Annotated in this window: 26 protein-coding genes; 10 read left to right on the top strand and 16 right to left on the bottom strand. The window is 62.4% G+C overall.

The window, feature by feature from the left end; translation table 11 throughout:
• Positions 1-225: 225 nt before the first annotated feature.
• The 7 genes from M729_RS0100105 to M729_RS0100135 all read right to left on the bottom strand — a co-directional run bounded on the left by M729_RS0100105 (position 226) and on the right by M729_RS0100135 (position 7,934).
• Positions 226-876: an OmpA family protein gene (locus tag M729_RS0100105; RefSeq protein ID WP_027160391.1), complete on the bottom strand. Its 651-nt coding sequence runs from the start codon at positions 874-876 to the stop codon at positions 226-228.
• Between the two features lie 175 nt (positions 877-1,051).
• Positions 1,052-1,420, bottom strand: coding sequence for a GFA family protein (locus tag M729_RS0100110; RefSeq protein WP_024503891.1), 369 nt, complete (start codon positions 1,418-1,420; stop codon positions 1,052-1,054).
• A 169-nt stretch (positions 1,421-1,589) separates the two neighbouring features.
• Positions 1,590-1,967, bottom strand: a complete 378-nt coding sequence (locus tag M729_RS0100115; RefSeq protein ID WP_013531369.1) for a hypothetical protein — start codon at positions 1,965-1,967, stop codon at positions 1,590-1,592.
• A gap of 288 nt (positions 1,968-2,255) precedes the next feature.
• The gene (locus M729_RS0100120; protein WP_024503890.1) at positions 2,256-2,675 is read right to left on the bottom strand and encodes a GFA family protein; all 420 of its coding nucleotides are present in this window, start codon (positions 2,673-2,675) and stop codon (positions 2,256-2,258) included.
• Positions 2,676-2,752: 77 nt separating this feature from the next.
• A protein-coding gene (gene prfB / locus M729_RS0100125) for a peptide chain release factor 2 (RefSeq protein ID WP_013531367.1) occupies positions 2,753-3,884 on the bottom strand; the annotation gives its coding sequence in 2 pieces (ribosomal slippage) (positions 2,753-3,817 and positions 3,819-3,884; 1,131 coding nt in all).
• Between the two features lie 117 nt (positions 3,885-4,001).
• A complete protein-coding gene (locus M729_RS0100130) occupies positions 4,002-6,458 on the bottom strand; it encodes a penicillin-binding protein 1A (RefSeq protein ID WP_013531366.1) in 2,457 nt (818 codons plus the stop codon).
• A 213-nt stretch (positions 6,459-6,671) separates the two neighbouring features.
• Positions 6,672-7,934: an N-acetylmuramoyl-L-alanine amidase gene (locus M729_RS0100135; protein WP_027160392.1), complete on the bottom strand. Its 1,263-nt coding sequence runs from the start codon at positions 7,932-7,934 to the stop codon at positions 6,672-6,674.
• A 654-nt stretch (positions 7,935-8,588) separates the two neighbouring features.
• Between M729_RS0100135 and M729_RS0100145 the strand changes: the two genes are divergently transcribed.
• Positions 8,589-11,525: a ribonuclease E/G gene (locus tag M729_RS0100145; RefSeq protein WP_024503887.1), complete on the top strand. Its 2,937-nt coding sequence runs from the start codon at positions 8,589-8,591 to the stop codon at positions 11,523-11,525.
• A 170-nt stretch (positions 11,526-11,695) separates the two neighbouring features.
• Here M729_RS0100145 and M729_RS0100150 read toward each other — a convergent pair whose 3' ends face one another.
• Positions 11,696-12,643, bottom strand: coding sequence for a glutaminase (locus tag M729_RS0100150; protein WP_027160393.1), 948 nt, complete (start codon positions 12,641-12,643; stop codon positions 11,696-11,698).
• Positions 12,644-12,647: 4 nt separating this feature from the next.
• Positions 12,648-13,796, bottom strand: a complete 1,149-nt coding sequence (locus M729_RS0100155; protein ID WP_027160394.1) for an aminotransferase class I/II-fold pyridoxal phosphate-dependent enzyme — start codon at positions 13,794-13,796, stop codon at positions 12,648-12,650.
• 145 nt (positions 13,797-13,941) lie between these two features.
• On the opposite strand from M729_RS0100155, the gene M729_RS0100160 reads away from it, so the two are divergent.
• The 6 genes from M729_RS0100160 (at position 13,942) to aat (ending at position 19,254) form a co-directional block, all read left to right on the top strand.
• On the top strand, positions 13,942-15,336 hold the full coding sequence (locus tag M729_RS0100160) for a M48 family metalloprotease (RefSeq protein WP_013531361.1): 1,395 nt from the start codon (positions 13,942-13,944) through the stop codon (positions 15,334-15,336).
• Positions 15,337-15,397: 61 nt separating this feature from the next.
• Positions 15,398-16,201 (top strand): DsbA family protein, encoded by an 804-nt coding sequence (locus M729_RS0100165; RefSeq protein ID WP_013531360.1) that lies wholly within the window; start codon positions 15,398-15,400, stop codon positions 16,199-16,201.
• A gap of 149 nt (positions 16,202-16,350) precedes the next feature.
• Positions 16,351-16,785, top strand: a complete 435-nt coding sequence (gene aroQ / locus M729_RS0100170) for a type II 3-dehydroquinate dehydratase (protein WP_013531359.1) — start codon at positions 16,351-16,353, stop codon at positions 16,783-16,785.
• Positions 16,786-16,811: 26 nt separating this feature from the next.
• Entirely contained in the window at positions 16,812-17,270 is a 459-nt protein-coding gene (gene accB / locus M729_RS0100175; protein ID WP_013531358.1) for an acetyl-CoA carboxylase biotin carboxyl carrier protein, read from the top strand.
• A gap of 10 nt (positions 17,271-17,280) precedes the next feature.
• A complete protein-coding gene (accC, locus tag M729_RS0100180; RefSeq protein WP_013531357.1) occupies positions 17,281-18,624 on the top strand; it encodes an acetyl-CoA carboxylase biotin carboxylase subunit in 1,344 nt (447 codons plus the stop codon).
• A 12-nt stretch (positions 18,625-18,636) separates the two neighbouring features.
• Entirely contained in the window at positions 18,637-19,254 is a 618-nt protein-coding gene (gene aat, locus M729_RS0100185; RefSeq protein WP_024503883.1) for a leucyl/phenylalanyl-tRNA--protein transferase, read from the top strand.
• 9 nt (positions 19,255-19,263) lie between these two features.
• Here aat and M729_RS0100190 read toward each other — a convergent pair whose 3' ends face one another.
• From M729_RS0100190 to M729_RS0100200, 3 genes are all read right to left on the bottom strand, one after another.
• Positions 19,264-19,650, bottom strand: a complete 387-nt coding sequence (locus M729_RS0100190) for a hypothetical protein (protein WP_013531355.1) — start codon at positions 19,648-19,650, stop codon at positions 19,264-19,266.
• A gap of 75 nt (positions 19,651-19,725) precedes the next feature.
• Positions 19,726-20,316 (bottom strand): DUF2155 domain-containing protein, encoded by a 591-nt coding sequence (locus tag M729_RS0100195; protein WP_013531354.1) that lies wholly within the window; start codon positions 20,314-20,316, stop codon positions 19,726-19,728.
• Positions 20,317-20,439: 123 nt separating this feature from the next.
• Positions 20,440-20,838 carry an NADH:ubiquinone oxidoreductase subunit NDUFA12 gene (locus M729_RS0100200; RefSeq protein WP_013531353.1) on the bottom strand — a complete coding sequence of 133 codons (399 nt, stop codon included), beginning with the start codon at positions 20,836-20,838 and terminating at the stop codon, positions 20,440-20,442.
• 255 nt (positions 20,839-21,093) lie between these two features.
• On the opposite strand from M729_RS0100200, the gene panB reads away from it, so the two are divergent.
• Both panB and panC read left to right on the top strand, forming a co-directional pair.
• On the top strand, positions 21,094-21,909 hold the full coding sequence (panB, locus tag M729_RS0100205) for a 3-methyl-2-oxobutanoate hydroxymethyltransferase (RefSeq protein ID WP_032808013.1): 816 nt from the start codon (positions 21,094-21,096) through the stop codon (positions 21,907-21,909).
• Entirely contained in the window at positions 21,906-22,757 is an 852-nt protein-coding gene (gene panC, locus M729_RS0100210; protein WP_027160396.1) for a pantoate--beta-alanine ligase, read from the top strand. The genes panB and panC overlap by 4 nt, the downstream gene beginning before the upstream one ends.
• A 37-nt stretch (positions 22,758-22,794) precedes the next feature.
• Here panC and M729_RS0100215 read toward each other — a convergent pair whose 3' ends face one another.
• The 4 genes from M729_RS0100215 to gatB form a co-directional block, all read right to left on the bottom strand.
• Positions 22,795-23,139, bottom strand: coding sequence for a hypothetical protein (locus M729_RS0100215; RefSeq protein ID WP_032808015.1), 345 nt, complete (start codon positions 23,137-23,139; stop codon positions 22,795-22,797).
• A gap of 99 nt (positions 23,140-23,238) precedes the next feature.
• A complete protein-coding gene (locus M729_RS0100220; protein WP_027160398.1) occupies positions 23,239-23,937 on the bottom strand; it encodes an AIM24 family protein in 699 nt (232 codons plus the stop codon).
• A 161-nt stretch (positions 23,938-24,098) separates the two neighbouring features.
• Entirely contained in the window at positions 24,099-24,593 is a 495-nt protein-coding gene (locus M729_RS0100225; RefSeq protein ID WP_027160399.1) for a GNAT family N-acetyltransferase, read from the bottom strand.
• A gap of 4 nt (positions 24,594-24,597) precedes the next feature.
• The gene (gatB, locus tag M729_RS0100230; protein ID WP_027160400.1) at positions 24,598-26,097 is read right to left on the bottom strand and encodes an Asp-tRNA(Asn)/Glu-tRNA(Gln) amidotransferase subunit GatB; all 1,500 of its coding nucleotides are present in this window, start codon (positions 26,095-26,097) and stop codon (positions 24,598-24,600) included.
• Positions 26,098-26,509: 412 nt separating this feature from the next.
• On the opposite strand from gatB, the gene M729_RS1000000136745 reads away from it, so the two are divergent.
• Complete coding sequence (locus M729_RS1000000136745) at positions 26,510-26,755, top strand: YjhX family toxin (protein WP_032899321.1); 246 nt, start codon at positions 26,510-26,512, stop codon at positions 26,753-26,755.
• The last annotated feature ends 46 nt before the right edge of the window (positions 26,756-26,801 follow it).

Genomic DNA, 26,801 nt, shown 5'->3' on the forward strand with positions numbered 1-26,801 from the left:
TCTGATCTGGCCGTGCAAGACCGAGGCGGAAAAATGCTGATTGCGCGGCCGATTACACCGCCTCATCCCCGCTGGACTGCCATGATGCTATTCCTTTCCATGGCCGCCGGAAAGCTATATTTTAGCAATAACTAAATCTATACCGTACCCATCCAGAGCGCCGATGTCAGCTCAAACAAAAACGGCCCCGCATGAGGGCCGTTTCGCATCCGCTTGCCGGACGGATCAGGTGAGCGGCGACAGCTGGATCTCGACGCGGCGGTTCTGGGCCCGACCTTCGGCTGTGGCATTGGATGCGACCGGACGTGTCTTGCCGAAGCCTGTGACGGCGAAGCGCCGCTGATCCACGCCCTGACCGGACAGATAGTTCGCCACCGCCAAAGCACGACGCTGCGACAAATCGAAATTGTGCTGGTCGCCACCGGTCGAATCGGTGTGGCCGAACACGTCGACCGTGGTCTGCTTGAACTTCTTCAGCACCAGCGCGACGGAGTTCAGGACCTGGTAGAAGCCGGGCTTCACCGCATCCTGATCCGAGTTGAAGGTGATGTCGGACGGCATGTTGAGGATGATCTGGTCGCCGCTGCGGGTGACGCTGACACCGGTGCCCTCGAGCTGCCGGCGCAGTTCGGCCTCGTTCTGGTCCATCGTGGCGCCGATGGCGCCGCCGGCCAGCGCGCCGATGCCGGCGCCGATCAGTGCGTTGCGGCGGTCGTTGCCACCGGCAAGCAGGCCAAGGCTGGCACCCGCCAGGGCGCCAAGGCCGGCGCCGGCCGCCGTGTTGGAAATCTTCTGGTCGCCTGTATACGGATCGGTGGTGGTGCAGGCGCTCATGAGCACAGCCGTCGCCACGACGACGAGCACAGTCTTTTTCATAGGATGGTCCCTCTCCAAGTCACGCCTTGCGGTGGCGCCAAATCAGCCCTTCCCGCGACTTGTACCATGAATTGCGGCGAAAAGCGGAACGGCAAAAGCGCCGTTCACGGCTTTTCCCGAGAGACCAATACCCGGTGGTGGCGCCGCATCGCCGTGCCGGAATTGTTTGGATAAGCTACCAGAGGTTCTTGCCGTCTATGACAACCACTTCGACCTTGTCGAGATCGAAATCATCGAACAGCCGCGAGTTGACGCTGATCTTGGGATTGTCGAAATCCGGCTCGCCTGTCGACCAGTCCGGCGTTTCGGTAAAGGTGCCGCAGCCGCAGGTGGCGCAAAACCCGTGCTTTACGGTCTTCGACCCCCAACGATAGAAAGAGACGTTCTCCATCGGGCTGGTGAGCTTGAATTGCGAAGGCACGTAATAGGCCCAGAGCGAGCCGCGTTTCGAGCAGAAAGAACAGGTGCATTGCGTCACCGTCTGCGGTGCTTGCGAAACCTCGAACGTCGTCGCCTTGCAATGACAGCTTGCCTTGATGGTCATCAACGAACTCCTCCTGTCGCCGCCACCCTGTGCGGCAAAGGCAGCATAAAGAGGTGCTCCTGACAACTGTCTGTCAGCAAGCATCACCCGGCGCTACCGCGACAGGCTGGTCTCAGCAAGCCCGTCCCGTCACACGCGCTCAGGCGGACTTCGGAATGCGTTCCTATCGTCAATAAGAGCGCGGCGGCACGAACAGGCAGATTGTCCTGCCGGCGTCGAGCCCCCCCTGGTGCGCGCACCAATGGAACTCGCCGTCCGGGCTGTCCTTGACACGCTTGTCGGTCATTGGAACGACCTCACCCGTTCCGGCGATGACATAGCCCTCGGGTTTCTCCAGCACTTCGCCTGTATGGGTCGTGCGACAATCATAGTTGGCGCAGCATGCGAACGGATAACTCCAGCCTTGTGGCTTTGCCGCCGTGGGCGTGGCGTCATGCGCGAAGGCAGGTGCCGTCAGCATTGCCATCGCGCCGATCGCGAACAGGGAAAACAAAAGTCGGCCAGCCGGTTGAACGGCATTGGCCGATCTGAGTGTGGCAGCAGACATGGAAACGTTCCTTTCAAACGAGCATCAAGCGTTTCGCTTGCCCGTTCCCGGAACGTATCTTCCCAGTGGCCGGATCGTCGGGTCGCAGATATGCCGCGTCCGGCCATAAATGCTTTTTCTCTCCCAGCCCTTGGATGCTGGGCTGATTCCTTGGTCGGCGCAAGAACATGCATTCCCGACATCGTTCTACAGACGTCAGGCATCCGCTACCGCCGACGAGATGAGGCCAAGGTCAATTCCCGGCAAACGGGCGTCGAATAAACGGGATTGGCCCGCTGTGGTTCCAGCCTATTGCTGGTCGGAGCCGGCAATCACGTGCTCTTGATACTGCGGCAGGTCATCGGTGATGGTGAACCAGCCCGCCTTCGAACCGACGAAGATGTGCTCGGTTGGACGAATGGATGGGTCGTCGACGAGCGTTCCCATGGCGACATGGACGTAGGCGCCGTCGCGCACGAGCGAATAAAGCAAGGAGCCGCACTGGCAGCAATGCGCGTTGTGGCCGCTTTGGTCGCCGAAGATCAGGAGTTTGTCCTCGCCTTCGGTGAGGAGAAACTTTTCACGCTCGATACCGGCGAAAGGCTTGAATGCCGAACCGGTGGTGCGCCGGCAGTCCGAACAATGGCAATTCGCGGCATAGAGGAATTCGTCGGCCACCTCGTAGTGAACCGCGCCGCAAAAGCATTTTCCGGTGAGCTTGCTCGGCACTCTCTCCTCCATTGCTGTGGTGCGCAGGGGTATGTTCAGATGAGGCCAGGCCAGCCTCACCTGAATATGGGCATATCCTAGTCCAGGTCCGCCACGGCTTCGCCGGCACCGCCTTCGATGCGCTGCGACAACGAGGCTTCCATGAAATCGTCGAGGTCGCCATCGAGCACGCTCGACGGGCTGGTGCTCTCGACGCCGGTGCGGAGATCCTTCACCAACTGATAGGGCTGCAGCACATAGGAGCGGATCTGGTGGCCCCAGCCGATATCGCTCTTCGATGCTTCGGTGGCGTTTGCAACCGCCTCGCGCTTCTTCAGCTCTTCCTCGTAAAGGCGCGAGCGCAGCATCTCCCAGGCCTTGGCCTTGTTCTTGTGCTGCGAACGTTCGGCCTGGCAGGCGACCGCGATGCCAGTGGCCAGATGCGTGATGCGCACCGCCGAATCGGTGGTGTTGACGTGCTGGCCGCCCGAGCCGGACGAGCGATAAGTATCGATGCGGACGTCGGATTCGGAGACGTCGATCTCGATCGTGTCGTCGATGACCGGGTAGACCCAGACGCTGGCGAAGGACGTATGCCGGCGCGCATTGCTGTCATAGGGCGAAATACGCACCAGGCGATGAACGCCCGATTCCGTCTTCATCCAGCCATAGGCGTTGTGGCCTTTGATCATCAACGTGGCGGACTTGATGCCGGCCTCTTCGCCGTCATGCATTTCCAGCACTTCGACTTTGAAACGGCGCCGCTCGGCCCAGCGCGTGTACATGCGCAGCAGCATCGAGGCCCAGTCCTGGCTTTCGGTGCCGCCGGCACCGGCATGGATTTCGAGATAGGTGTCGTTGGAGTCTGCTTCACCCGACAGCAGCGTCTCGACCTGGCGGGCCTTCGCTTCGCCTTGCATCGAGCGGATCGCGGCTTCCGCCTCGGCGATCACGCCCTCATCGCGCTCTTCCTCGCCGAGTTCGATCAGGCCGATATTGTCTTCCAGCGCCTGCGTCAGACCTTTCACCGAGGCGATGCCTTCTTCGAGGCTCTGGCGTTCGCGCATCAGCTTTTGCGCTTCCAGCGGCTCGTTCCAGAGGCTGGCGTCCTCGGCGCGCACATTGAGGTATTCAAGCCGCTTTATGGCTTGATCCCAGTCAAAGATGCCTCCTCAGCAGGGTTATCGCCTGCCTGATCTCGTCGACAATATTCTGCGTTTCCGCGCGCATGGCTGGCTGTTCTGTCCTGTTTGCTGAAATCGGTCGGCGCGATACATAGGCACGCCGCCGCCGGCTGTAAAGCAAAATGGGCCGGCCCAAGGCCAGCCCATCCGCCCCTGAAAATCGTCAGTAGAGGCCGCCGCCGCCGGACTGGATAGCCTGATTGGCTTGCGGCGACAGCGCGCCACCGGTGGCATTGGAGCCGTCCGCGCCCATGCCGATCACCCAATAGCTGTCGGCGGGACCGGTGCCCGGCTTGAAGGCTTCGATGATGGTGCCGGGATCGCCCGATGCGGCACGCATGCCGGTCTTGCGATTGATGGCGACCAGGTTCATGCCTTCGGGGACCTTGAAGTCGACATTGGGCGTGCCGTCCAGCGCCACTCGCATGAAGTCCTTGAAGATCGGGGCTGCGAGGCCGCCACCGGTGGCGCCATGGCCGAGGCCGCGCGGCGTGTCATAGCCCATGTAGAGGCCGACGACGAGGTTGGGCGTGTAACCGATGAACCAGGCGTCCTTTTCATCGTTGGTGGTTCCGGTCTTGCCGGCGATGTGACGGCCGAGTTCGCCGATGGTGGCGCCGGTGCCGCGCTGCACGACGCCTTCCATCATCGAGGTGATCTGGTAGGCGGTCATCGGGTCGAGCACCTGCTCGGAATTGTCGACCAGCTCCGGCTCCGGCTGGTTCTGCCATTCCTGCGCATTGCAACCCTGGCAGCCACGTTCGTCCTGCTTGAACACCGTCTTGCCGTAGCGGTCCTGGATGCGGTCGATGAGCGACGGTTTGATCGACTTGCCGCCATTGGCCATGATCGAATAGGCCGACACCATGCGCATCACGGTGGTTTCGCCGGAACCCAGCGCCATTGGCAGATAGGGTGCCAGATGGTCGTAGACACCGAAGCGCTCGGCATATTCGACCACCAGCTTCATCCCCATGTCATTGGCAAGCCGCACCGTCATCAGGTTGCGCGACTTCTCGATGCCGGAGCGCAGGGTCGCCGGACCGGCGACGGTGCCGTCATAGTTCTTCGGCGTCCAGCTCGTGTTGCCGCTCTGGATCGTGATCGGCCCGTCCATGATCACCGAGGCCGGCGTATAGCCATTGTCGAGCGCTGCCGAATAGACGATCGGCTTGAACGAGGAGCCCGGCTGGCGCATGGCTTGCGTGGCGCGGTTGAATTCGGACTGCGCATAGGAGAAGCCGCCGACCATGGCCAGCACGCGGCCGGTGTGCGGGTCCATGGCGATCAGGCCGCCTTCCACTTCGGGCACCTGGCGCAGGCTGTAGGTGCCCTCGGCACCATCGTTTTTCTGCACGAAGATGACGTCGCCCGGCTTCAGCACCTCCGCCGGCGACTTGGCCTTGACGGTCTTGCCGGCGACCACATGGCGCATGGCAAAACCCATGTCCTCCTTGCTGATAGTGCCTTCGACGCGCTCCTTGACGATCTCGCCCGACGCCTGCCGTGCGGGCTGCAGGCCGATCGACAGGCCGGTCGCCGAACTGTCGAGCACGACGGCGAGCGACCATTCGGGAACATCCTCCAGTCCCTTGACGGCGCCAAGCGGCACGCCCCAGTCGCCCGAGACATCGATCGATGTCACCGGCCCGCGATAGCCGCGCAGCGTGTCGTATTTCATCAACCCGTTCTGCATCGATTTGCGGGCAATGAGCTGGATCTTCGGATCGAGCGTGGTGCGGACGGAGAGGCCGCCTTCGTAGAGCGCATTCTCGCCGTAGCGGGCGATGATCTGGCGGCGCACCTCTTCGGTGAAGTACTCGCCGGCGAACAGATAGGTGCCGCTGCGCCGCGGCGTCACGCCCAGCGGCTCGGCCTTGGCCTTGTTGCCTTCCTCACGCGTGACATAGCCGTTCTCGACCATCTGATCGATGACCCAGTTGCGGCGCTCGATCGCGCGATCGGCATGCTTGAAAGGGTGATAGTTGTTCGGCCCCTTGGGCAGGGAGGCCAGGTAGGCGGCCTCGGCCACGGACAGTTCGTTGACCGACTTGTCGAAATAGGTCAGCGCCGCACCGGCGACGCCATAGGCGCCGAAGCCGAAGAAGATTTCGTTGAGGTAGAGCTCGAGAATGCGATCCTTGGGATAGGCCTGCTCGATGCGGAAGGCGAGGATCATCTCCTTGATCTTGCGCTCGTAGGTCTGGTCCGAGGACAACAGGAAGTTCTTCGCCACCTGCTGGGTGATCGTCGAGGCGCCGACCTGGCGCCGGCCCGAGCCGAAATTCTGCAGGTTGACGATGATGGCGCGGCCGAGGCCGGTCACATCGATGCCCGGGTGATTGTAGAAATTCTTGTCTTCCGCCGACAGGAAGGCCGCCTTGACGCGGTCCGGAATGGCCTGGATCGGCAGATACAGGCGCCGTTCGCGCGCATATTCGGCCATCAGCGCGCCGTCGGACGCATGGATGCGGGTGGTCACCGGCGGCTCGTATTTGGCCAGCACCTCGTAGTCGGGCAGATCCTTCGACAAATGGCCGATGTAGATCGCAACGCCCGCCGCGACCAGAAGGGCCAGCGTCGTGCCGATGCCGAAAAAATAGCCAATGAGACGAATCATACCCGCTCCAGTCCTTGGTTCGGGAATTTCCTAAACGAAGCCGCCTTTCACGCAAGCTTTCGAGCCGGTCCCAATCCGTAATCGAAAACCCTTGTCGCCGCCATGTGGACAAAATACGGCAATGCCTGATTTCACGGCTGCTGGCCGGAAATAAAAGCACTGGGTGTTGTCGTTGCGCAACGCCGCCTCTGGTTGCAGGCGTCGCCGGTCATGTCAACCTCCGGTTCCCGATCCGGCCTTGGCCGACGCGAACAGCGCGACGGCGTTGGTTATGCTCTGGGCCGCCTTGCCGCGCCAGTCGGCGTTGAGCAACTGCGCCTCGTCCTTGGCGTTCGAGAGATAACCGAGTTCGACCAGCACCGACGGCACATCGGGTGCCTTGAGCACCTTGAAACCCGCGGAGCGCTGCGGATTGTTGATAAGGCCGACGCTGGTCGACAACTGGCCAACCAGCGTGTGGGCGAAACTCATCGAGAAATTGTGTGTTTCGCGGCGGATCAGGTCGATCAGGATGTCGGTGACTTCCTTGTTGTCGTTCTTGATTTCCATGCCGGCGAACTGGTCGGAGAGGTTCTCACGGTCGGCAAGCGCCTGCGCCTCGGGGTCCGAAGCCTTGTCGGAGACGGTATAGACGGTGGCGCCGCGAATGCCCTTGACGCTGATTGTGTCGGCATGGATCGAAATAAGCAGGTCGGCCTCATGCTGACGGGCAATGCGCACGCGGTCGTCCAGACGCAGGAATTCGTCTGTGTCGCGCGTCATGAACACATCGTAATTGCCGACGGCCGCGAGTTTGTCGCGCAGCTCCGTGGCGAAGGCCAGCGTGACGTTTTTTTCGATGGTGCCGTTCAGGCCCTCGGCACCGCCGTCGATGCCGCCATGGCCGGGGTCGATGACGACGGTGAACCGATGGCCCGGATTGGAGACCGGCCCGGTGCCGATCCGCCCTCCCTTGTCCGTCGAAACGGTCGATCCGGTGGTCAGCGCCTGATTGGCAAGTGCGGCATCGAACTCGCGTTCGGATGCCGCCGACATATCGATGGCAATGCGGTAGCCGGTTCCGTCCTCGTTCTTGAGCACGTCGAGCTTGTCGACGGCAAAGGGTCCCTTGCCGGTGAGGATCAGACGCGAAACGCCCTCGCCGAGTTCGCCCAGGCGCACGCCCTTGACCAGGCCCCGCGCCTTCAAATCCTTGGCATCCACGGCGAACCTCGTATTCGCGAGATCGATGACAAGACGGTTGGGACCACGCAGCAGGAACCATTTGATATCGGGTTCGCGGTCGAAATCCATGACGATGCGCATCTTGGTGGCATCGCCGGCCATCTTGTAGCCTTTTGCCACGAGCGGAGCGTCGGCGGCACTGGCATTTGCAGACAAGACGGATGAGGCCGCCAGCAGCAGCAAGAGGCAGAAAGCGGCCAGGATCCGGCCGCCGACACGACATCCCTTGTCTGTGAAGTCCGCCAATCCCATCTCTCTTGCAGTCGCTCCCGGTTTGGCGCCCGGCGCCCGGTCGTTTCGTCGAAATGCCGGTTAGGCCGCGAACTCGATTAACGATTGGTATCCAGAGAAGGTTAACCAAGCCTTTTCATGCAGGGCCGCAAGCCTGGCTTTACGCTACGGAACGGCTTTTTGCCGGCATCGGAAATCGGGGTTGCCTTCCACCCCGCCAAATCATAAAAGCGATGGTGGATCACTGCAATCCTGGAACCGCCCTCCTCCGCAGCTTCTTGCTACAGGGTCAGACGTAAAGGCGGCTCCTTTCGCTTCAGGCGAAAAGGGTTCAGGTGATCGCGACGAATTTCGCAGGCGTGCTCCCGTGGCGGGGGAATCGCCTGCGTGAGGAAAACGGCCGGGTTTGTTCCCGTGCCGGCTCTGTACGAGCAAACAAGCTGGTCCGGTTCGTCCGGGCTTTGGTTCAAAAGGTTCTGTTGGTGACGATGGCTTCAAGCGCAATCATGGAAAGGTCCGCATCAAACCGCGCCATTATGGCTGCGGGCGGCACCGCCATGGCGCTCAAGCGGCGGCCGACGGACGTTCAAATATCCGGCACCCACATTCCAGAAACGCAGCAGCAGGCTTTGCCTCGCAAGCTGCGGCTGACGGCTGCCGGGGGGAAACGAAATAATGCCCAACAAAATGCTGATAGACGCCTCCCACCCGGAGGAAACACGCGTTGTCGTCATACGCGGTAACCGTATTGAAGAATTCGACTTTGAATCCCAGGACAAGAAGCAGCTCAAAGGAAACATCTACCTAGCCCGCGTAACGCGCGTAGAGCCCTCCCTTCAGGCAGCCTTTGTCGAATATGGCGGCAACCGTCACGGTTTTCTCGCCTTCAGTGAAATCCACCCCGATTACTACCAGATTCCGGTCGCCGATCGTCAGGCACTGCTGCGCGCGGAAGCGCAGGAGGCTGAGGACGAGGAGAACGAGGACGGCGACGGCGATGATCGCCAGAGCCGCGATCGCGGACGGCGCGGCCGCAGGCGCGGCGGCAAGCCCCGCGACCGGGGCGAGCACAAGCGCGATGCAGCCGATTCCGGCGAGGCGAGCGACGCTGCCGACGAGGCAGAAGAAGGTGCCGACGCTGGTGTCGAGGACATCTCGCACACGTCCGAGATCATCGAACATGCGGCTGATTCGTCCGAACATGCCGATGCGTCCGAGCATGGCGAGGATTCGGCCGAGCAGGACGAAGGCGAAATCCGCGAAGGCGGCCCGACGTCGATCGCCGCCTCGGTCGAGGCCGATGTGATTTCCGAAGCCGTCCCGCTGGCCGAACAAGGCAGCGAAGCGACCTCCGGCGACAATGATCGCGGCATGCTGGAAGAAGTGCAGTCCTCGCATCCGGACGATCACGAGGTCGAATCGGTCGGCGCCGAGGATGCGCTGGAAGAAGTGCGCAACCGCCGCAAGCCGGTGCGCCGCCAGTACAAGATCCAGGAAGTGATCAAGCGCCGGCAGATCCTCCTGGTGCAGGTCGTCAAGGAAGAGCGCGGCAACAAGGGCGCGGCGCTGACCACCTATCTGTCGCTGGCCGGCCGCTATTCGGTGCTGATGCCGAACACGGCGCGTGGCGGCGGCATTTCGCGCAAGATCACCAGCGCGGTCGACCGCAAGCGGCTCAAGGAGGTCGTCGCCGATCTCGAAGTGCCGCAGGGCATGGGCGTCATCCTGCGCACCGCCGGCGAGAGCCGCACCAAGGCAGAGATCAAGCGCGACTACGAATATCTGATGCGGCTTTGGGAAAATGTCCGCAATCTCACCTTGCAGTCCACGGCCCCTGCCCTGGTCTACGAGGAAGGCAGCCTGATCAAGCGCTCGGTGCGCGACCTCTACAACAAGGATATCGACGAGATTCTTGTCTCCGGCGAGGAAGGCTACCGCGAGGCCAAGGACTTCATGCGCATGCTGATGCCGAGCCACGCCAAGGTGGTTCAGCCGTTCCGCGACACGACGCCGATCTTCGTGCGCAACGGCATCGAGGCACAGCTCGACCGCATGCTGCAGCCGCAAGTGACGCTGAAGAGCGGCGGCTACATCATCATCAACCAGACCGAAGCGCTGGTTGCCATCGACGTGAATTCGGGCCGTTCCACCAAGGAGCACTCGATCGAGGACACCGCGCTCCACACCAATCTGGAAGCGGCCGAGGAAGTCGCGCGTCAGCTAAGGCTGCGCGATCTTGCCGGCCTGATCGTCATCGACTTCATCGACATGGAGGAGAACCGCAACAACCGCTCCGTCGAGAAGCGGCTGAAGGATCACCTCAAGAACGATCGTGCGCGCATCCAGGTCGGCCGTATCTCGCATTTCGGCCTGATGGAGATGTCACGCCAGCGCATCCGCGCCAGCGTGCTGGAATCGACCATGAAGCCTTGCCCGCATTGCGGCGGCACCGGCCATGTGCGCTCCGATTCGTCGGTCGCGCTGATGGTGGTGCGGGCGATCGAGGAATTCCTGCTCAAGGATTCGCGCAGCCACATCACGGTGCGGACGCCAGCGGCGACAGCACTCTACGTGCTCAACCACAAGCGCGGCACGCTGGTGGAACTCGAAAGCCGCTTCGGGCTGACGATCACCGTCGAGGCCGACGATTCGGTGGGTTCGCAGCACTATGCGATCTTCCGCGGCGCGTTGGCTGAAAAGCCGGAAGGCTTTGTCGAGGCGCGCAGCTTCCCGGCCTATGTCGAGCCGGACGAGCCCGAGGATGAGATTGCCGTCATCGAGGAAGACGACGAGGCGCCGATCCAGGCAGAACAGCCACGCCAGCAGCCGCAGCAACAGCAGCCGCGGCCCGCTGCCGGTGGTGAGGAAGGCGAAGGCCGCGACCGCAAGCGCCGCAAGCGTCGGCGTCGGCGTGGCGGCAAGGATCGCGATCGCGAACATGGCGCCCCTGCGGACGGTGCTTCCGTCTCGGCTCCGGCCGGCGAGTTTTCGGACTCGGACTCGGCCGCCGGAGATGGCGACGCGGAAGCGGACGACAATGCCCCTGTTGGTGTTTCCGAAACTCCTGCCACAGCTGAAGCTTCGGACGAAGGCCAGGGCAAGAAGCGCCGGCGCGGCAAGCGCGGCGGCAAGCGCAACCGCCGCGAAGACGGTGAAGGCGAGGCTGAGGCAAGTGCTGGCGAAGCAGCCGACGCGTCCGAAGGCGAAGTCTCGGCAACCGAGGTGATCGCTAGCGAGCCGGTGGTTACCGCAGCGGCCGAAGAGCCGGTGGTGCTTGCTCCGGCCAATGACGACGCGCCGAGCACGGAGAAGCCGAAGAAGCCACGCCGTGCCGCCAAGCCGAAGAAGGCCGCAGCCGAAATCGTCGCCGAAGAGCCGGCTGCCGAGGCGGAAGCACCGGTCGAGACGCCGGCCACGGCGTCCGACGAAGCAGCGGCTGTCGAGAAGGCACCGAAGGCCCGCCCGTCGCGGCGCAAGCCGGCGGCGGTGAATGCGCCGGTCGAGCCGGTGGTGTCTTCGACCGTAGCGGAAGAACCCGCGGCCAAGGCCGAGGACAAGACCGACGACAAGCCGAAACGCGGCGGATGGTGGCAGCGGAAGGGCTTTTTCTAAGCCTTTCAGCCACCTGAGCTAGTTTGTTGACAAAAATCCCGCGCCGTCTCGAAGACGGTGCGGGATTTTCTTATCTGGCGCTATTCCGGATCGCGAAAGGCTAAAACGCTTCTTTGATTTTTATGCATGTCGTTGTCCCAAAACCGCTGCGCACTTTTGGGCGACATGCATCACGGCGCGAAGATCGACCAGTTCATCATCCTGGCCAGCTTTTCCAGCGCGATCGACCCCAGCCTGGAGTTGCCGTTGGCATTGAGGCCGGGCGACCAGACGGCAAGCGACGCCACGCCCGGCACGATGCCCAATATGCCGCCGCCGACGCCGCTCTTGCCGGGGATGCCGACGCGGAAGGCGAAATCGCCGGAGCCATCATAGTGACCGCAGGTCAGCATCATCGCGCCGATGCGGCGTGCCCGTTCAGCCGACACCACGGAATGCCCGGTCGCCGGGTTCTTGCCGCCATTGGCGAGGAAGCGGCCGGCGAGCGCCAGTTGCCGGCAACTCATGGCGATGGCGCAATGGTGGAAGTAGACGCCCAGCGCCAGCTCCGGCGCGTGGTGGAGATTGCCGAAGGATTTCATGTAGTTGGCAAGCGCGAAGTTGCGATAGCCGGTGGCCCGTTCGGACGCCGCGACCTCACGATCGATGATGATCGTTTCGTCGTCGGCGAGGAACTGGATGAAGCGCAGGATTTCGCCGATCGCCTCGCGCGGCTGGTGGCCGGCAAGCAGGATGTCGGAAATGACAATGGCGCCGGCATTGATGAACGGGTTGCGCGGAATGCCGTTCTCATGCTCGAGCTGCACAATCGAGTTGAATGGATTGCCTGACGGTTCGCGGCCTACCCGCTGCCAAAGCGCGTCACCGACATTGCCGAGCGCCAGTGTCAGCGTGAACACTTTCGAGATGCTCTGGATGGAAAATGCCTGGTCGGCATCGCCGGCCATCAGCACGCGGCCGTCATTGGTGACCGCCGCGATGCCGAACTTCTTCGGATCGACCTTGCCCAGCTGCGGAATGTAGGAAGCGACGTCGCCGCGATCGGTGCGCTCGGCCATTTCGGCGGCGACTTCGGCCAATGCCCGATCAAGTTTGGGGGCCTGTTCAAGTTCCGGCATCGTGCTACCTCAACCAGCGTTCGATGCGCACCATTGCCTCGACCATGTCGTCGTGGCTACCGGCATAGGAGAAACGCATGGTCCGGTGCCCAGCCTGAGTGTCGAAGTCGCGGCCGGGCGTTGCTGCAACATGCGCCTCGGCCAGCATCTTTCGCGCAAAGGCCATGCTGTCATTGGTATGCCTGGTGACGTCACAGAACGCATAAAAGGCGCCGTCCATGGGCGCCGCCAGCGGAAAGCCGAGCTCCGGCAGGCGTTTCATCAAGAGCTCGCGATTCCAGGCGTAGCGGCCTTTTACCGCCTCCAGTTCCTCGGTCGCCCTGAACGCTTCGATCGCGGCAATCTGCGATAGCTCCGGCGGCGAGATGTAGAGGCTCTGGGCGACGCGCTCGACCGGCCGCACCAGTTCCTGCGGCAGCACCATCCAGCCGATTCGCCAGCCGGTCATGCAGTAATATTTGGAGAAGGAATTGATCACCGTCACATCGCCGCCATAGGCAAGTGCCGTGGTGTCGGGGGCGGCATAGGCCAGCCGGTGATAGATTTCGTCGGAGATGACGGCGATGCCGAGGTCCTGTGCCGTCCTTACCAGAGCCGCCAGTTCATCGGCTGGTATGACCGCGCCGGTTGGATTGGCGGGACTGGCGAAGAGAACGCCTTTCAGCGGCTTTTCACGATGCGCGGCTTCCAAATGGCCGGCATGCAGGTAGGCGGCGTCGCCGAGCTCGATCTCGACCACCTCGATGCCGAGTGCGGCCATGATGTTGCGGTAGGCAGGGTAACCGGGTGCCGCGATGGCGACGCGGTCACCCCGATCGAACATCGCCAGGAAGGCAAGATTGAAGGCGGCCGACGAGCCGGTGGTCACCGCGATCCGGCCGGGCTCGATCTCAAGCCCGTAGTGATCGGCGTAGTGTCCGGCTATCGCCTTGCGCAAACCTGCCAGTCCGAGCGCGTCGGTGTAGCCGATGCGCCCATCCTGCAGCGCCTTGGCTGCTGCGGCGCGAACCAGAACCGGTGCGGGATCGGAGGGTTGGCCGACGGCCATCGAAACAACCGGCACGCCCTGGGACTTCAGCCGGTTTGCCTCTGCCAGAATGTCCATCGCATGGAAGGGCTCGACATTGCCACGGCGTGAGAGCGAAACGACCATTTAACCAGTATTCCCGATGACTGACGGCGCCAGGCACTGGCGCATGTGCCGCACAAATGCCCGATTGATGTGAGGATCACAAGTTGAGGAAGTTTCCGGCGCCGACTTTTCATCTTTCGCCCGCTCGTCTACCAGTGGACACATCATGTTGAGCCGACCCAGATCGACGATTGCCCAGGCAGCGCGCGTCTTCGCGACGCTTTCGCTTGGCGTTGCCGTTGCAATGTCGAGCTCGGTCAGCGCCTTCGCCCAGAACGTGCCGGTGGTGCGCGACGCCGAGATCGAGGCGCTGGTGCGCGATTACGCGCGGCCGATCTTCAGGGCGGCCGGCCTGGCGAATGACGGCATCGACATCGTCCTGGTCAACGACCAGAGTTTCAACGCCTTCGTCACCGGGCGTCGGCTGTTCATCAACACCGGCGCGCTGATGACGGCTGAAACGCCCAACGAGATCATCGGCGTCATCGCGCACGAAGCCGGTCATATTGCCGGCGGCCACCAGCAGAAGCTGCGCGACCAGCTCGAACGAGCCAAGACGATGGCCGTCATCGCGACATTGCTTGGCGCCGGCGCCATTGTCGCCGGTGCCACAACCAGCAGCCGCGGTCTCGCCGGCGCCGGCATGGGCGTGGCTGCCGGCGGCGGCGAAATGGCACAGCGCAGCATCCTCGCCTATCAGCGCACCGAGGAGATGACGGCCGACCGCTCGGCGATCACCTATCTCAACGCCACCGGCCAGTCCGGCATGGGCATGCTGAAGACATTCCGCCGCTTCCAGACCGCACTTTCGCTTTCGGGCGCCCAGGTCGATCCGTATCGGATCAGCCATCCGATGCCGCAGGACCGCATCGCCAATCTCGAAGTGCTGGTGAAACAGGACCCCAATGTCGACAGGCCGGACCCGCCCGCGCTGCAGCAGCGCCATGACATGATGCGGGTGAAGATCGCCGTTTACATGGAAGGCCAGGCGGCCGCGTCCCGGCTGATGCGAAAGATGCAAGGAACCCTCGCCGCCCAGTACGGCGACGCCCAGTCGACCTACCTGTTCGGCAACATCGCCGCCGCCCTCGCCAAGACCAATGCACTGATCAAGGCGCAACCGAAGAATGCCTACTTCCAGGAACTGCGCGGCGACATCCTGATGAAAGCCAACAAACCCAAGGAAGCCGCGGACGCCTATGCCAAGGCGGTCAGCCTCGATTCGGCTCGGTCCGGTCTGCTGCCGGTGTCCGTGGGCCAGGCGCTGATGGCCGTCGGCACGCCCGACTCCCTCAAAAAAGCCGTCGTGCAGATCAACAATGGCCTCGGTCGCGACAAGGAAAATTCAGCCGGATATCGCTATCTGGCGCAGGCCTATGGCGAGTTGGGCGACATACCTGGCGCTGAACTTGCCACCGCCGAAAGCCATTTCTATTCCGGCAACTACAAGGATGCGAAGATTTTCGCCATGCGGGCGCAGCAGCAGATGAAACGCGGCGAGCCGCGCTGGCTTCGCGCCCAGGATATCATAAACTACAAGCCGTCAACCAAGATCAAGTGAACCTTCCGGCCCCGCGCCACGACATAGCCAGACCGGAAAACAGGCAGAAGGAACAGGAACGATGAAAAAGGCACTGCTGCTGGGCACCACGGGGGTTGCGGTCGCTCTGGCCATGCTGGCTTTCGGATTCGTTGCCGGAAACCCGCAGATCGCCAAGGCCGGGACCGCACAGCCGGTCGAGACGGCGGCGGCCGATACCAAGATCGACCGCACCGAGGTCGAAGGCATCATCCGCGACTATTTGTTGAAAAACCCGGAAGTCCTCCTGGAAGTCCAGGATGCGCTTGAGGCCAAGCAGAAGGAAGAGCAGCGCATCGCTCATCTCGGCGTGATCAAAGATGCCAAGGACCAGATTTTCAACTCCGCCTTCGACGGCGTCGTCGGCAATCCGACCGGCAAGGTCACCATCGTCGAGTTCTACGACTATAATTGCGGCTTCTGCAAACGTGCCATCGACGACATGAAGGCGCTGACCAAGACCGATCCGGACCTGCGTTTCGTGCTCAAGGAATTCCCCATCCTCGGACCGGATTCGCAGAAGGCGAGCGTGGTCTCGATGGCCTTCCACCTGATGCACCCGGAAAAGTACGGCGAGTTCCACAATGCGTTGCTCGGCGGTCAGGGACGCGCCACCGAGGCGGCGGCCATGAAGGTCGCGCTGTCGCTCGGCGCCGACGAAGCGGCGCTGCGCGAGAAGATGAAGGACCCGACAATCAACGAGGCCCTCGCCAAGACCTACGATCTTGCCAACAAGCTGGCGATCACCGGAACGCCGTCCTATGTCGTCGGCAACGAGGTGGTGTTCGGGGCGCTCGGGCAGGAAGTGCTGGCTGAAAAGATCGAGGCGGCGAAAGCCGCGCTCTGATCTTGCTCGCCAGCTATCTCTCACTGGCACATTTCCGCCTGTTGTGGACAGTGAAAGAACGCACTTGCGCTCTTTCCGCGGGCGGCTATGCCCATTATAGAGGGCCCAGCGCGCCGGCTTGATGACGGCGCCGGGAAAGGTCGGCTTTTTTGAAAACGGTTTTCGTCCTGAACGGTCCCAATCTCAACGCGCTCGGCAAGCGCGAGCCGGGCATCTATGGCGGCAAGACGCTTGCCGCGATCGCCGACGACTGCAAGCAGGCAGGCACGGCGCTGGGGTTCGAGATCGATTTCCGCCAGTCGAACCATGAGGGCGACCTTGTCGACTGGATTCAGGAAGCCGGCGACAAGGCTGTCGGCATCGTCATCAACCCGGGCGCCTACAGCCACACCTCGATTGCCATCCACGACGCCATCCGCGCCGTCGCACCATTGCCGGTGGCCGAAGTTCATCTTTCCAACATCCATGCGCGGGAACCATTCCGCCACGTCTCCATGGTCGCGCCGGTCGCCGTCGGCATGATCTGTGGCTTTGGGCCGCTCGGCTATACGCTGGCGCTACAGGCGCTGGCCGCACGCCTATGACCGGCCAACAAACAGAAGGCTCGAAAATGTCGATAAAGAAGACCGGTGTTGACCAGCAACTGATCCGCGATCTGGCGGGCATACTGAACGACACCAACCTCACCGAGATCGAGGTTGAACTGGGCGACCTGAAGGTGCGCGTCTCGCGGCAGGCGCCGGCCGTCCATGCAATCGCGGCGCCGCAACCGGCCTATGCGCCGGCAGCAGCGCAGGCTGCCGCCGTTGCCGTGCCTGTGGTGGCGGACCTTTCCAAGAATGCGGTCACCTCACCGATGGTCGGCACGGCCTATTTGGCTCCGTCGCCGGACGCCAAGGCATTCATCGAAGTCGGCCAGAAGGTCAAGGAAGGCCAGACGCTGCTGATCATCGAAGCAATGAAAACGATGAACCAGATCCCCTCGCCACGCGCCGGCACGGTGACCGCGATCCTTTTCGAGGATTCGCAGCCGGTCGAATATGGCATGCCGCTCGTCGTGATCGAGTAGAGCGGGCCTGATGTTTCAGAAGATCCTCATCGCCAATCGCGGCGAAATCGCCCTCCGGGTACTGCGCGCCTGCAAGGAACTCGGCATCCAGACGGTGGTGGTGCATTCGACCGCCGATGCCGACGCCATGCATGTGCGGCTCGCGGACGAGAGCGTCTGCATCGGTCCGCCGCCATCGCGCGACAGCTATCTCAACATTCATCAGATCGTTGCGGCCTGCGAAATCACCGGCGCCGACGCCGTGCATCCGGGCTACGGCTTCCTGTCGGAGAACGCCAAGTTCGCCGACATACTGGCCGCGCACAACATCACCTTCATCGGTCCGTCCGGCGACCATATCCGCATCATGGGCGACAAGATCGAGGCCAAGCGAACCGCCAAGCGCCTCGGCATTCCGGTTGTGCCCGGTTCGGACGGTGCCGTCACCGACCAAAAGGAAGCCAGGCGCATTGCCGCCGAGATCGGCTATCCCGTGATCATCAAGGCATCGGCCGGTGGTGGCGGGCGCGGTATGAAGGTAGCGCTTACCGAGGCCGACCTTGAGGTCGCCTTGCAAACGGCGAGCACGGAAGCCGGTGCGGCCTTCGGCGACGATGCGGTCTACATCGAGAAATACCTGGAAAAGCCGCGCCATATCGAGGTGCAGGTGTTCGGCGACGGCTTTGGCCGCGGCGTGCATTTCGGCGAGCGCGACTGTTCCTTGCAGCGCCGCCACCAGAAAGTCTGGGAAGAGGCGCCCTCGCCGGCCCTCAATGCCGAAGAGCGCGCCCGTATCGGCGGCATCTGCGCCAAGGCGATCGCCGACCTCGGCTATTCCGGCGCCGGCACGATCGAGTTCCTCTACGAAAATGGCGAGTTCTATTTCATCGAGATGAACACGCGCCTGCAGGTCGAGCATCCGGTGACGGAAGCGATCACCGGCATCGATCTCGTGCATGAGCAGATCCGCGTCGCTTCCGGCGGCGGCCTCTCGGTGAAGCAGGAGGACATCAAGTTCAACGGCCACGCCATCGAATGCCGCATCAACGCCGAGGACCCACGCACCTTCACCCCCTCGCCCGGTACGATCACCCATTTCCACACACCGGGTGGTCTGGGCATCCGCGTCGATTCCGGCGTCTATTCCGGCTACAAGATCCCGCCCTATTACGACAGCCTGATCGGCAAGCTGATTGTACATGGGCGTAACCGCGTCGAGTGCATGATGCGCCTGCGCCGCGCCCTGGACGAGTTCGTCGTCGACGGTATCAAGACGACGCTGCCGCTGTTTCGCGATCTCGTCGGCAATGCCGACATCGCCAATGGCGATTATGACATCCACTGGCTGGAAAAATACCTGGCCAAGGAAGAATAGCGCGGAGACGCGATGACCCGCCCCTACGCGCCCGGCTATCGCATCCCCACCGACCTGCTGCTCAAGGCCTACGCCTCGGGCGTCTTCCCAATGGCAGAAAGTGCCGGCGACCCGGAGGTGTTCTGGGTGCGGCCGGAGACACGTGGCATCATCCCGCTTGACGGCTTTCACACGCCGAAAAGTCTCTGGAAAACGATCAAGAAACATCCCTTCGACATCCGTTTCGATTTCGATTTCGAGGCGACCATCGACGGCTGCGCCGAAAAGCGCGCGGAGCGGCGCTCGACCTGGATCAATGCGCCGATCCGCGAAGCCTATATCGAGTTGCATCGGATAGGCCATTGTCATTCGGTCGAAGCGTGGCGTGAGGACCGGCTGGTCGGCGGCCTCTATGGCGTGTCGCTCGGCCGGGTGTTCTTTGGCGAGAGCATGTTCGCCAGAGAGACGGACGCTTCCAAGACCTGCCTCTTCTACCTCGTCGAGCGTTTGAAGGCGCGGGGCTTTGCTCTGCTTGATACGCAGTTCACCACCGAGCACCTCAAGCGGTTCGGCGCGGTCGACGTGCCGCGCGGCAAGTATGAGAAGATGCTCGCCGATGCGTTGAAGGGCGAGGCAATATTCTATCCCTGAGGATTGAGCCTACTTCCCGGTAGCGGCTTCCAATGGCGTCTGCGAATGGAACATCATCTTCCAGCCGTTGGCGCGATGGACGTAGCCGGTGCTGACCAGCGCGGCATAAGCCTCGCCATTTTCCCGTGTCGCACGCGCCTCGTAAGTCAGCATGATGATGTCGCTGCCCGGCTCGATAATGCCCTTGAGATCCATTCGCAGGTTGCGCCAGCGGTTGGGCTTGGCCGCGGTCTTGGCCAGATCCGCATTGTCCATCGCCTGTGCCATCTGCGGAAATGCCACCAGGCATTCGGTGTCGGCGTTGGCCGCGTAGTAGGCGGAGTCGCCCGTCCAGAATCCCTTTTCGAGTTCCAGCAATTCGGCCTTGCTAGCCGTGATCCGTTTGCTGTCTGACATCGGAAGATCCTCCTTACGCATGAATGTGCGCTCGTCCGTGGCCCAACGCATTGTGGCCAGGACGGTTCCGGGGGATCAGTTGGTGTCGGTAGTATCGGGTTCCGAAGCGTCCGGCTCCGTCACATCAGGCGTTGTGACGTCCGGAGTGGTCGCGGCTTCCGGTTTGGCTGCGGCGGGCTTGGGAGCCTCCGCTTTGGTTGCGTCAGCCTTGGCTCCGTCGGGCGCCGGCACATCCGACTTCTGCTTGCAGGCCTTCAGCCAGACGTCGTAGACGGCATGCTCGACGGCGTTGAGGCCGGGGCTTTCGGCAAACATCCAGCCGGTGAAGATGCGGCGGATCTTGCGGTCGAGCGTGATCTCGTCGACCTCGACGAAGGAATCGGTCTTCGGCGCCTCCGCCTGCGGCCGCGAATAGCAGACGCGCGGCGTCACCTGCAAAGCGCCGAACTGCACCGTCTCGTCGATATAGACATCGAAGGTGATGATCCGGCCGGTGATCTTGTCGATACCGGCAAACTCGGCAACGGCATTGGTAACCCGGTCCGCTCCCGCGGGCGGCGCCGGCGCGGGTGCCGCGGGCTCAGGCGAAGCGGCGAAGGCCACGGTGCTGACGGCAAGACCGGCGGCTAGCGCCAGACTGGCCGATATTGAGTAAGAAAAGCTCATGCAAAGATACCGGTGGTTCGCGCCCGGGTGATTCTGTCGATCGCCAAGGCTAGTCGCCGTTTTCTGATCAGCAAGCAGCTAAACACCAATTGTGGCGATAAAGGACCGGCTTGCACCCTGTCGCTACGACCCGGGTGTCCAGGCATCGTAGTCGCCGGTGACCTGCGGGCGATGCTGATTGGTGAGCACCGAGCCCTTCGGACGATAGGCCGCCGGGCTGCCGGTCAGATTGGGCTGATGCGGCTTCTGCCAGTCGCGTGGCTTGTAGTCCTCGCTGGACGGCGCGACGTCGACACGGTGGTGCATCCAGCCGTGCCAGCCGGGCGGTATCGCCGAAGCTTCCGAATAATTGCGGTAGATGACCCAGCGGCGCGTGCGGCCTTCCGAATCGATGCCGCCTTCGTAGTAAAAATTGCCGGTCTCGTCCTGGCCGACCTTCTTGCCATACCGCCACGTGTGCAGGCGGGTTCCTATCGTCTGGCTGTTCCACCAGGTGAAAAACTGCGTAAGGAAAGTCTTCATCTCAAAACCCTCGCGCCGGCAGCGCCCGTTTCCTGCTTATGGCGTCAGGCCTTGCCGAAGGCAAGGCTTTTGCCACGGCGTGTGCGCAAATGGCTTTCCTGAAACCCGACACAAGCCTGTGATCCTGCCGGTGGCTGCATGCACGCTTGCCAAGCCTTTGCGGTGTTTCTAAAGCTCTGCGCGCCCATGCTTGTATCCAGCCCGGCTTGAGGCCAAAGGAGGTGACGATTGGCCACGGAATTGCCGACCACCGACATGCGCATCAGCGCCGAGGCGATTCGCCACCGCAAGGGCGGCGCGCCGATCGTTTGCCTGACCGCCTATACCTATCCCATCGCCCGTCTGCTTGATCACCATGTCGATCTGCTTCTGGTCGGTGACAGTGTCGCCATGGTCCTCCATGGCCACAAGACGACACTGGGTGCCTCGCTGGAGATGATGATCGCACATGGGCAAGCCGTGATGCGCGGCTCGGCCAGTGCCTGCGTCGTCGTCGACCTGCCGGCTGGCAGCTATGAGGTCACGGCAGCACTTGCCGTCGCCTCGGCGCGGCGGGTCGTCGACGAAACCGGCTGCCAGGCGGTAAAGCTCGAAGGCGGCGTCGACATGGTTAGCCAGATCGCGGCCATCGTCGCCGCCGGCATTCCGGTCATGGGGCATATCGGCCTGCAGCCGCAATCGGTCGAGAAGGACGGCGGCTACAAGATCAAAGGCCGCACCGAGGAGGCTGTTGCGGCTTTGCTTCGCGATGCGCTCGCCGTCGAGAACGCCGGGGCTTTCTCGGTGGTCATCGAAGGCACGGTCGAGAGGGTCGCCGCCGATATCAGCCGCCGCCTCGCCATCCCAACCATCGGCATCGGCGCCAGCGGCGACTGCGACGGCCAGATCCTGGTCACCGACGACATGGTCGGGCTGACCGTCGATCGCGTGCCGAAATTCGTCAAGGAATACGCCGACCTGCGCAACGCGATCTCGCATGCCGCAAAGAGCTATGCAGCAGAAGTGCGAAACCGGACATTCCCGGGCCCCGGCCATGTCTTTTCGGCGACAAACAGCAGGGATGACGCATGAGCCAACCCGTCGTCGTCGACAGCGTTGCCGCACTTCGCACGCAAATCCATGACTGGCGCCGTGACGGCCTTCGTGTCGCCATGGTGCCGACTATGGGCGCTTTGCACGACGGGCACATCTCGCTGGTCAGGATCGCACTCGAAAAAGCCGAGCGCTGCGTCGTGTCGATCTTCGTCAACCCGACACAGTTCGCGCCGAGCGAAGACCTCGACAAGTACCCGCGCCAACTCGCCCGCGATCTCGACCGGCTCGGCGCGGCAAAGGCCGACCTTGCTTTCACACCGACGGTTGGCGAGATGTATCCCGCCGGCTTCGCCACGAAAATCTCGGTCGGCGGCCCCTCCGCCGGGCTCGAATCGGACTTTCGGCCGACCTTTTTCGAAGGCGTCGCCACCGTCGTGGCAAAGCTCCTCCTGCAGGCAACGCCCGACTTTGCGGTCTTCGGCGAGAAGGACTACCAGCAGCTTTGCGTTGTGAGGCAGCTCTGCGGCGATCTCGACCTGCCCGTCGACATCGTCGGCGCCCCGACGATACGCGACGCGCATGGTCTCGCCATGTCGTCACGCAACGCCTATCTCGATGAGGCCGAACTGAAGGTCGCCCGCCAACTCAACGTGATATTGCGCAAAACGGCTGCGGCCCTGGCGGCAGGCGCCCACCAAACCGACGCAACCGAAGAGGCCAGCCGCGACCTCATCGCCGCCGGTTTCCAGAAGGTCGACTATGTCGAGGCACGCGAAAGCCTGACGCTTGCGCCATGGCGTCGAAACCGCGAAGGGCGTCTTCTCGCAGCGGCATGGCTCGGCAAAACCAGGCTAATCGACAATGTGGGGGTTCCCGCTGCCTAGCGAAGGCTCGATCCTCCGCGGCGGATTGCTGCCGCGCCTAGCTCTCGCTCTTTTGCCGGCCGGCCCTGACGATCAGGTGTCCCGCGACGATCCCAACCACCCCGGCAAAGGCTTTCACCCATGCATCGATGAGGCGTGCATGGCGACCGGGATCAATGAGCTGAAGCAGTTCCAGCATGCCGGCGATCACAGCCACAAAGATCACGACTTGATACAGTCGGTTGGGGAAGCCGACCGCGAGGGCGAAGCCTAGCAGGACATAAGCCAAGGCACGCTCGACATTTGCTTCAGCGAGATGCGGCCGCATCTGGATCGGCGACAAGGTCGCGAAAATGATGATGGCGAGCAGCGCCAGCGCCGCAGTGCGGAACAATTTGGTCATGGCCCTTGCATATCCGTGGTGAGCCGGCACGGCAAACGCCGCGATGACGCATGGCCGAGTCGCGGCCGCCATTGCTGCCCGCCAGTGGCCTTCGCCGAACTATTCCTCCGTCGGCATATGCAGATACATCGACTGGATGCCGACACGGCCCGGTCCGGTGAATCGGTTGACGATGAAATTCATGTTGGCGCCGAAGAAGCCGCTCGACAGGCGATCGATCTTGGTCTCCATCCTGACCGAGGCATCCTTGAACAGCCAGCCGCCTGGTTCGATGTCGATGGTTTCGCCGGCGGCGAGCGTCTTTTCGAAGACGTTGCCATAGCCGTGCAGCCAGACGATGCCATCGCCGGAATCACCGCGAAAGCGGTCGATGAAAAAGCCGCTCTGGCCGAACAGCATCGTCGCCAGGCCGCGCACCCGTTCGAAGGTGTAGTCGACATTGCCGGTGGCGGCGAGAAACTGGTGCTCGCGCACCTGGATCTCTTCGCCGTGCCTGAGATGGATCGGCACGATGTGGCCCGGCCCATCGCGGCTGAAGGCAACGATGCCCGCCCCCGACGCCTCGGTGACGAAGATCTGCATGCCGGCCATCATGCGCTTCAGCGCGCCCTTCAGCGATTTCAGGCCGATGGTGATGGTGGAATTCTTCCACAAAAGGATGTGGTGCTCGAAATAGACCGGCATGCGCGTGACATCGACCGAAAGCACCGGCACCAGCTCGCCCGCTATATGATAGGTGACGCCGCCAAAGGTCTCGTCCGACACCTGTGTCGGCATCAGTTCCGGCAAGCTTGGCATGACGATTCCCCAAGCTGCCTCGCATGCCACCGGTCAAACACCGATCATGGCTGGGGTCAGCGGCCACAGCTTTGCGCTCGATATTTGCGCCGTCAAATGAAAGCCGTGCGCTCGAGGGTCCACTCGCAACAACGTGATGCAATCGCGCGATCATCGAGCGCTCAGGCGGTCAGCATCCGCTCAAGAATCAACGCAGCAATACCGGACTGCGCCGGCCCATAATTGTCGGCCCGGCCAATCTCGGCAAAGCCGTTGGCCAGATAGAAGGCGACCGCACGCCTGTTCTGCTCCACGACCTCGCTGCGTAGAGAGCGGGCTTCCGGAAAATTCTCGATCACCTCATCGAGCAACATCCCGCCGATGCCCCGGCCTTGCAGGTCGGGTGCGACATGGAGCTGTTGCAGGTCGACCACGGTGCCGCCTTCGACGCTTTCGGCATAGGCGACGCCGCCGATGCGCTTGCCGTCGTCGGCGACCAGGAATTCGGCATTCGGCCGCTCAAGGCTAGCTCTCAATTTCGCCGGCGAACACCAATCCTCGATGACCCGGTCGATCCGATCAGGGCCATAGACCGCGTCATAGGTCGTGTGCCAGGTTTCGACCAGCAGCGCCCGGATGGCCGTCAGATCACGTTCACCTGCGGTGCGGACAAACACCGCGCTACTCGATGCCCAGCTTGGTCTTGACGAGGTCGTTGACCGCTTGTGGATTGGCCTTGCCGCCGGTCACCTTCATCACCTGGCCAACGAACCAACCGGCCATGCTCGGCTTGGCGCGCGCCTGTTCGACCTTGTCGGGGTTGGCTGCGATCACCTCGTCTACGGCCTTCTCGATGGCGCCGGTGTCGGTGACCTGCTTCATGCCACGGCTCTCGACCAGCTGGCGCGGATCGCCGCCCTCATTCCAGACGATCTCGAACAGGTCCTTGGCGATCTTGCCGGAAATGGTGCCGTCCTTGATCAGATCGATGACCGCGCCAAGCTGCTCGGGGGAAACCGGAGCGTTTTCAATGTCTTTTCCGGCCTTGTTCAATTGCCCGAGCAGATCGTTGATGACCCAGTTGGCGGCTAGCTTGCCGTCGCGGCCGGCGGCCACCTTCTCGAAATAGTCGGCGATCGGCTTTTCCGAAACCAGGATCGAGGCGTCATAGGCCGACAGGCCGAGCGACGCGATCAGCCGCGCCTTCTTGTCGTCTGGCAGTTCCGGCAATTCCTTGGCCAGCGCATCGACATAGGCCTGGTCGAATTCCAGCGGCAAGAGGTCCGGATCGGGGAAGTAGCGGTAATCATGCGCCTCTTCCTTGGAGCGCATCGAACGCGTCTCGCCCTTGACGGCGTCGAACAGCCGCGTCTCCTGGTCGATCTTGCCGCCATCCTCGAGAATGGCGATCTGCCGGCGCGCCTCGAAGTCGATGGCCTGGCCGATGAAGCGGATCGAGTTGACGTTCTTGATCTCGCAGCGCGTGCCGAACTCGCCGCCCGGCTTGCGCACCGAAACGTTGACGTCGGCGCGCATCGAACCTTCGTCCATGTTGCCGTCGCAGGTGCCGAGATAGCGCACGATGGTACGCAGCTTGGTGACATAAGCCTTGGCTTCGTCGGCCGAGCGCATGTCGGGCTTGGAGACGATCTCCATCAGCGCCACGCCGGAGCGGTTGAGATCGACATAGGACATGGTCACATGCTGGTCGTGCATCGACTTTCCGGCATCCTGCTCCAGATGCAGCCGCTCGATGCCGACCTCGATGTCCTCGAATTCGCCCTGACGATCGGGGCCAACGGAAACGATCACCGTGCCCTCGCCGACGATCGGCTGCTTGAACTGCGAGATCTGGTAGCCCTGCGGCAGGTCTGGATAGAAGTAGTTCTTCCGATCGAAGACCGACTTGTGGTTGATCTGCGCTTTCAGCCCAAGGCCGGTGCGGATTGCCTGCTTGACGCATTCCTCGTTGATGACCGGCAGCATGCCGGGCATCGCCGCATCGACCAGGCTGACATTGGCGTTGGGCGCCGCGCCGAAAGCGGTCGAGGCGCCCGAAAACAGCTTTGCTTCCGATGTGACCTGCGCATGGACCTCAAGGCCGATGATGATCTCCCAGTCGCCGGTGGCGCCCGGGATCAGGCGTTTCGCGTCTGGGGTGCGGGTATCGATGAGGGACATGGCAGCCTGCGAACTGGAATGATGGGAAGTTGCATTAACGCACATTCTGATTTGCAACTTCGCTAGTGCAAACCGCCAAAAGAGACAAGCGCCCAAAAAACACAAGCGCAAAGCCGCGGACTGGCCTTTTCAGCTGCGTTCGCCTATAGGAGGTCCATTCCAATGGAGAGTGGATGTCCACTTACGCTCAGTCCCGGTAAGGCCCTGACCTCCTGGCGAGGCAGGGCAAAAAACCTGAAACCCCGTGCCGCGAAGCTTCGCGGCGGCGGCATTTTTTGTTTTTCCGGAAAACTCTCACATGGATATTTCGCGCAGCGCATGACCCCGAAAATCGGTATCGATTTTCGGAAAGGATCATGCGCCAAATCATAAGTGCCACAGCGTCCTTGCGCGTCCAAGAGGACGCGCGGCGCTGTGGAAACAGCGCATCCTGCACCTGCTCGCGCAGGGCGGACGCATTGAAATCGAAAAGAACGAGAAGAAACGGATCGCCTCCGTCAAATGCCTGACCCGCGACGGCTGGCATTATCCGGGCGTCGATCTCGAGCTGTTTCGAAAACTGAAGCGGAAGAAGGCTGTTTCTTCGTCTGACGGTGGACCCTACCGCATCACCCGGCGCGGGCTCGCACTCGTCCGCTCCGAACTCGACAACAGGTAACCACGGCTCCGCCGGTCGGTTCTCCGGCCGGCGGTTCGCCTCACCG

Origin of the sequence: Mesorhizobium sp. WSM1293 (assembly GCF_000513875.1) — a bacterium.
Taxonomy (GTDB): Bacteria; Pseudomonadota; Alphaproteobacteria; order Rhizobiales; family Rhizobiaceae; genus Mesorhizobium; species Mesorhizobium ciceri.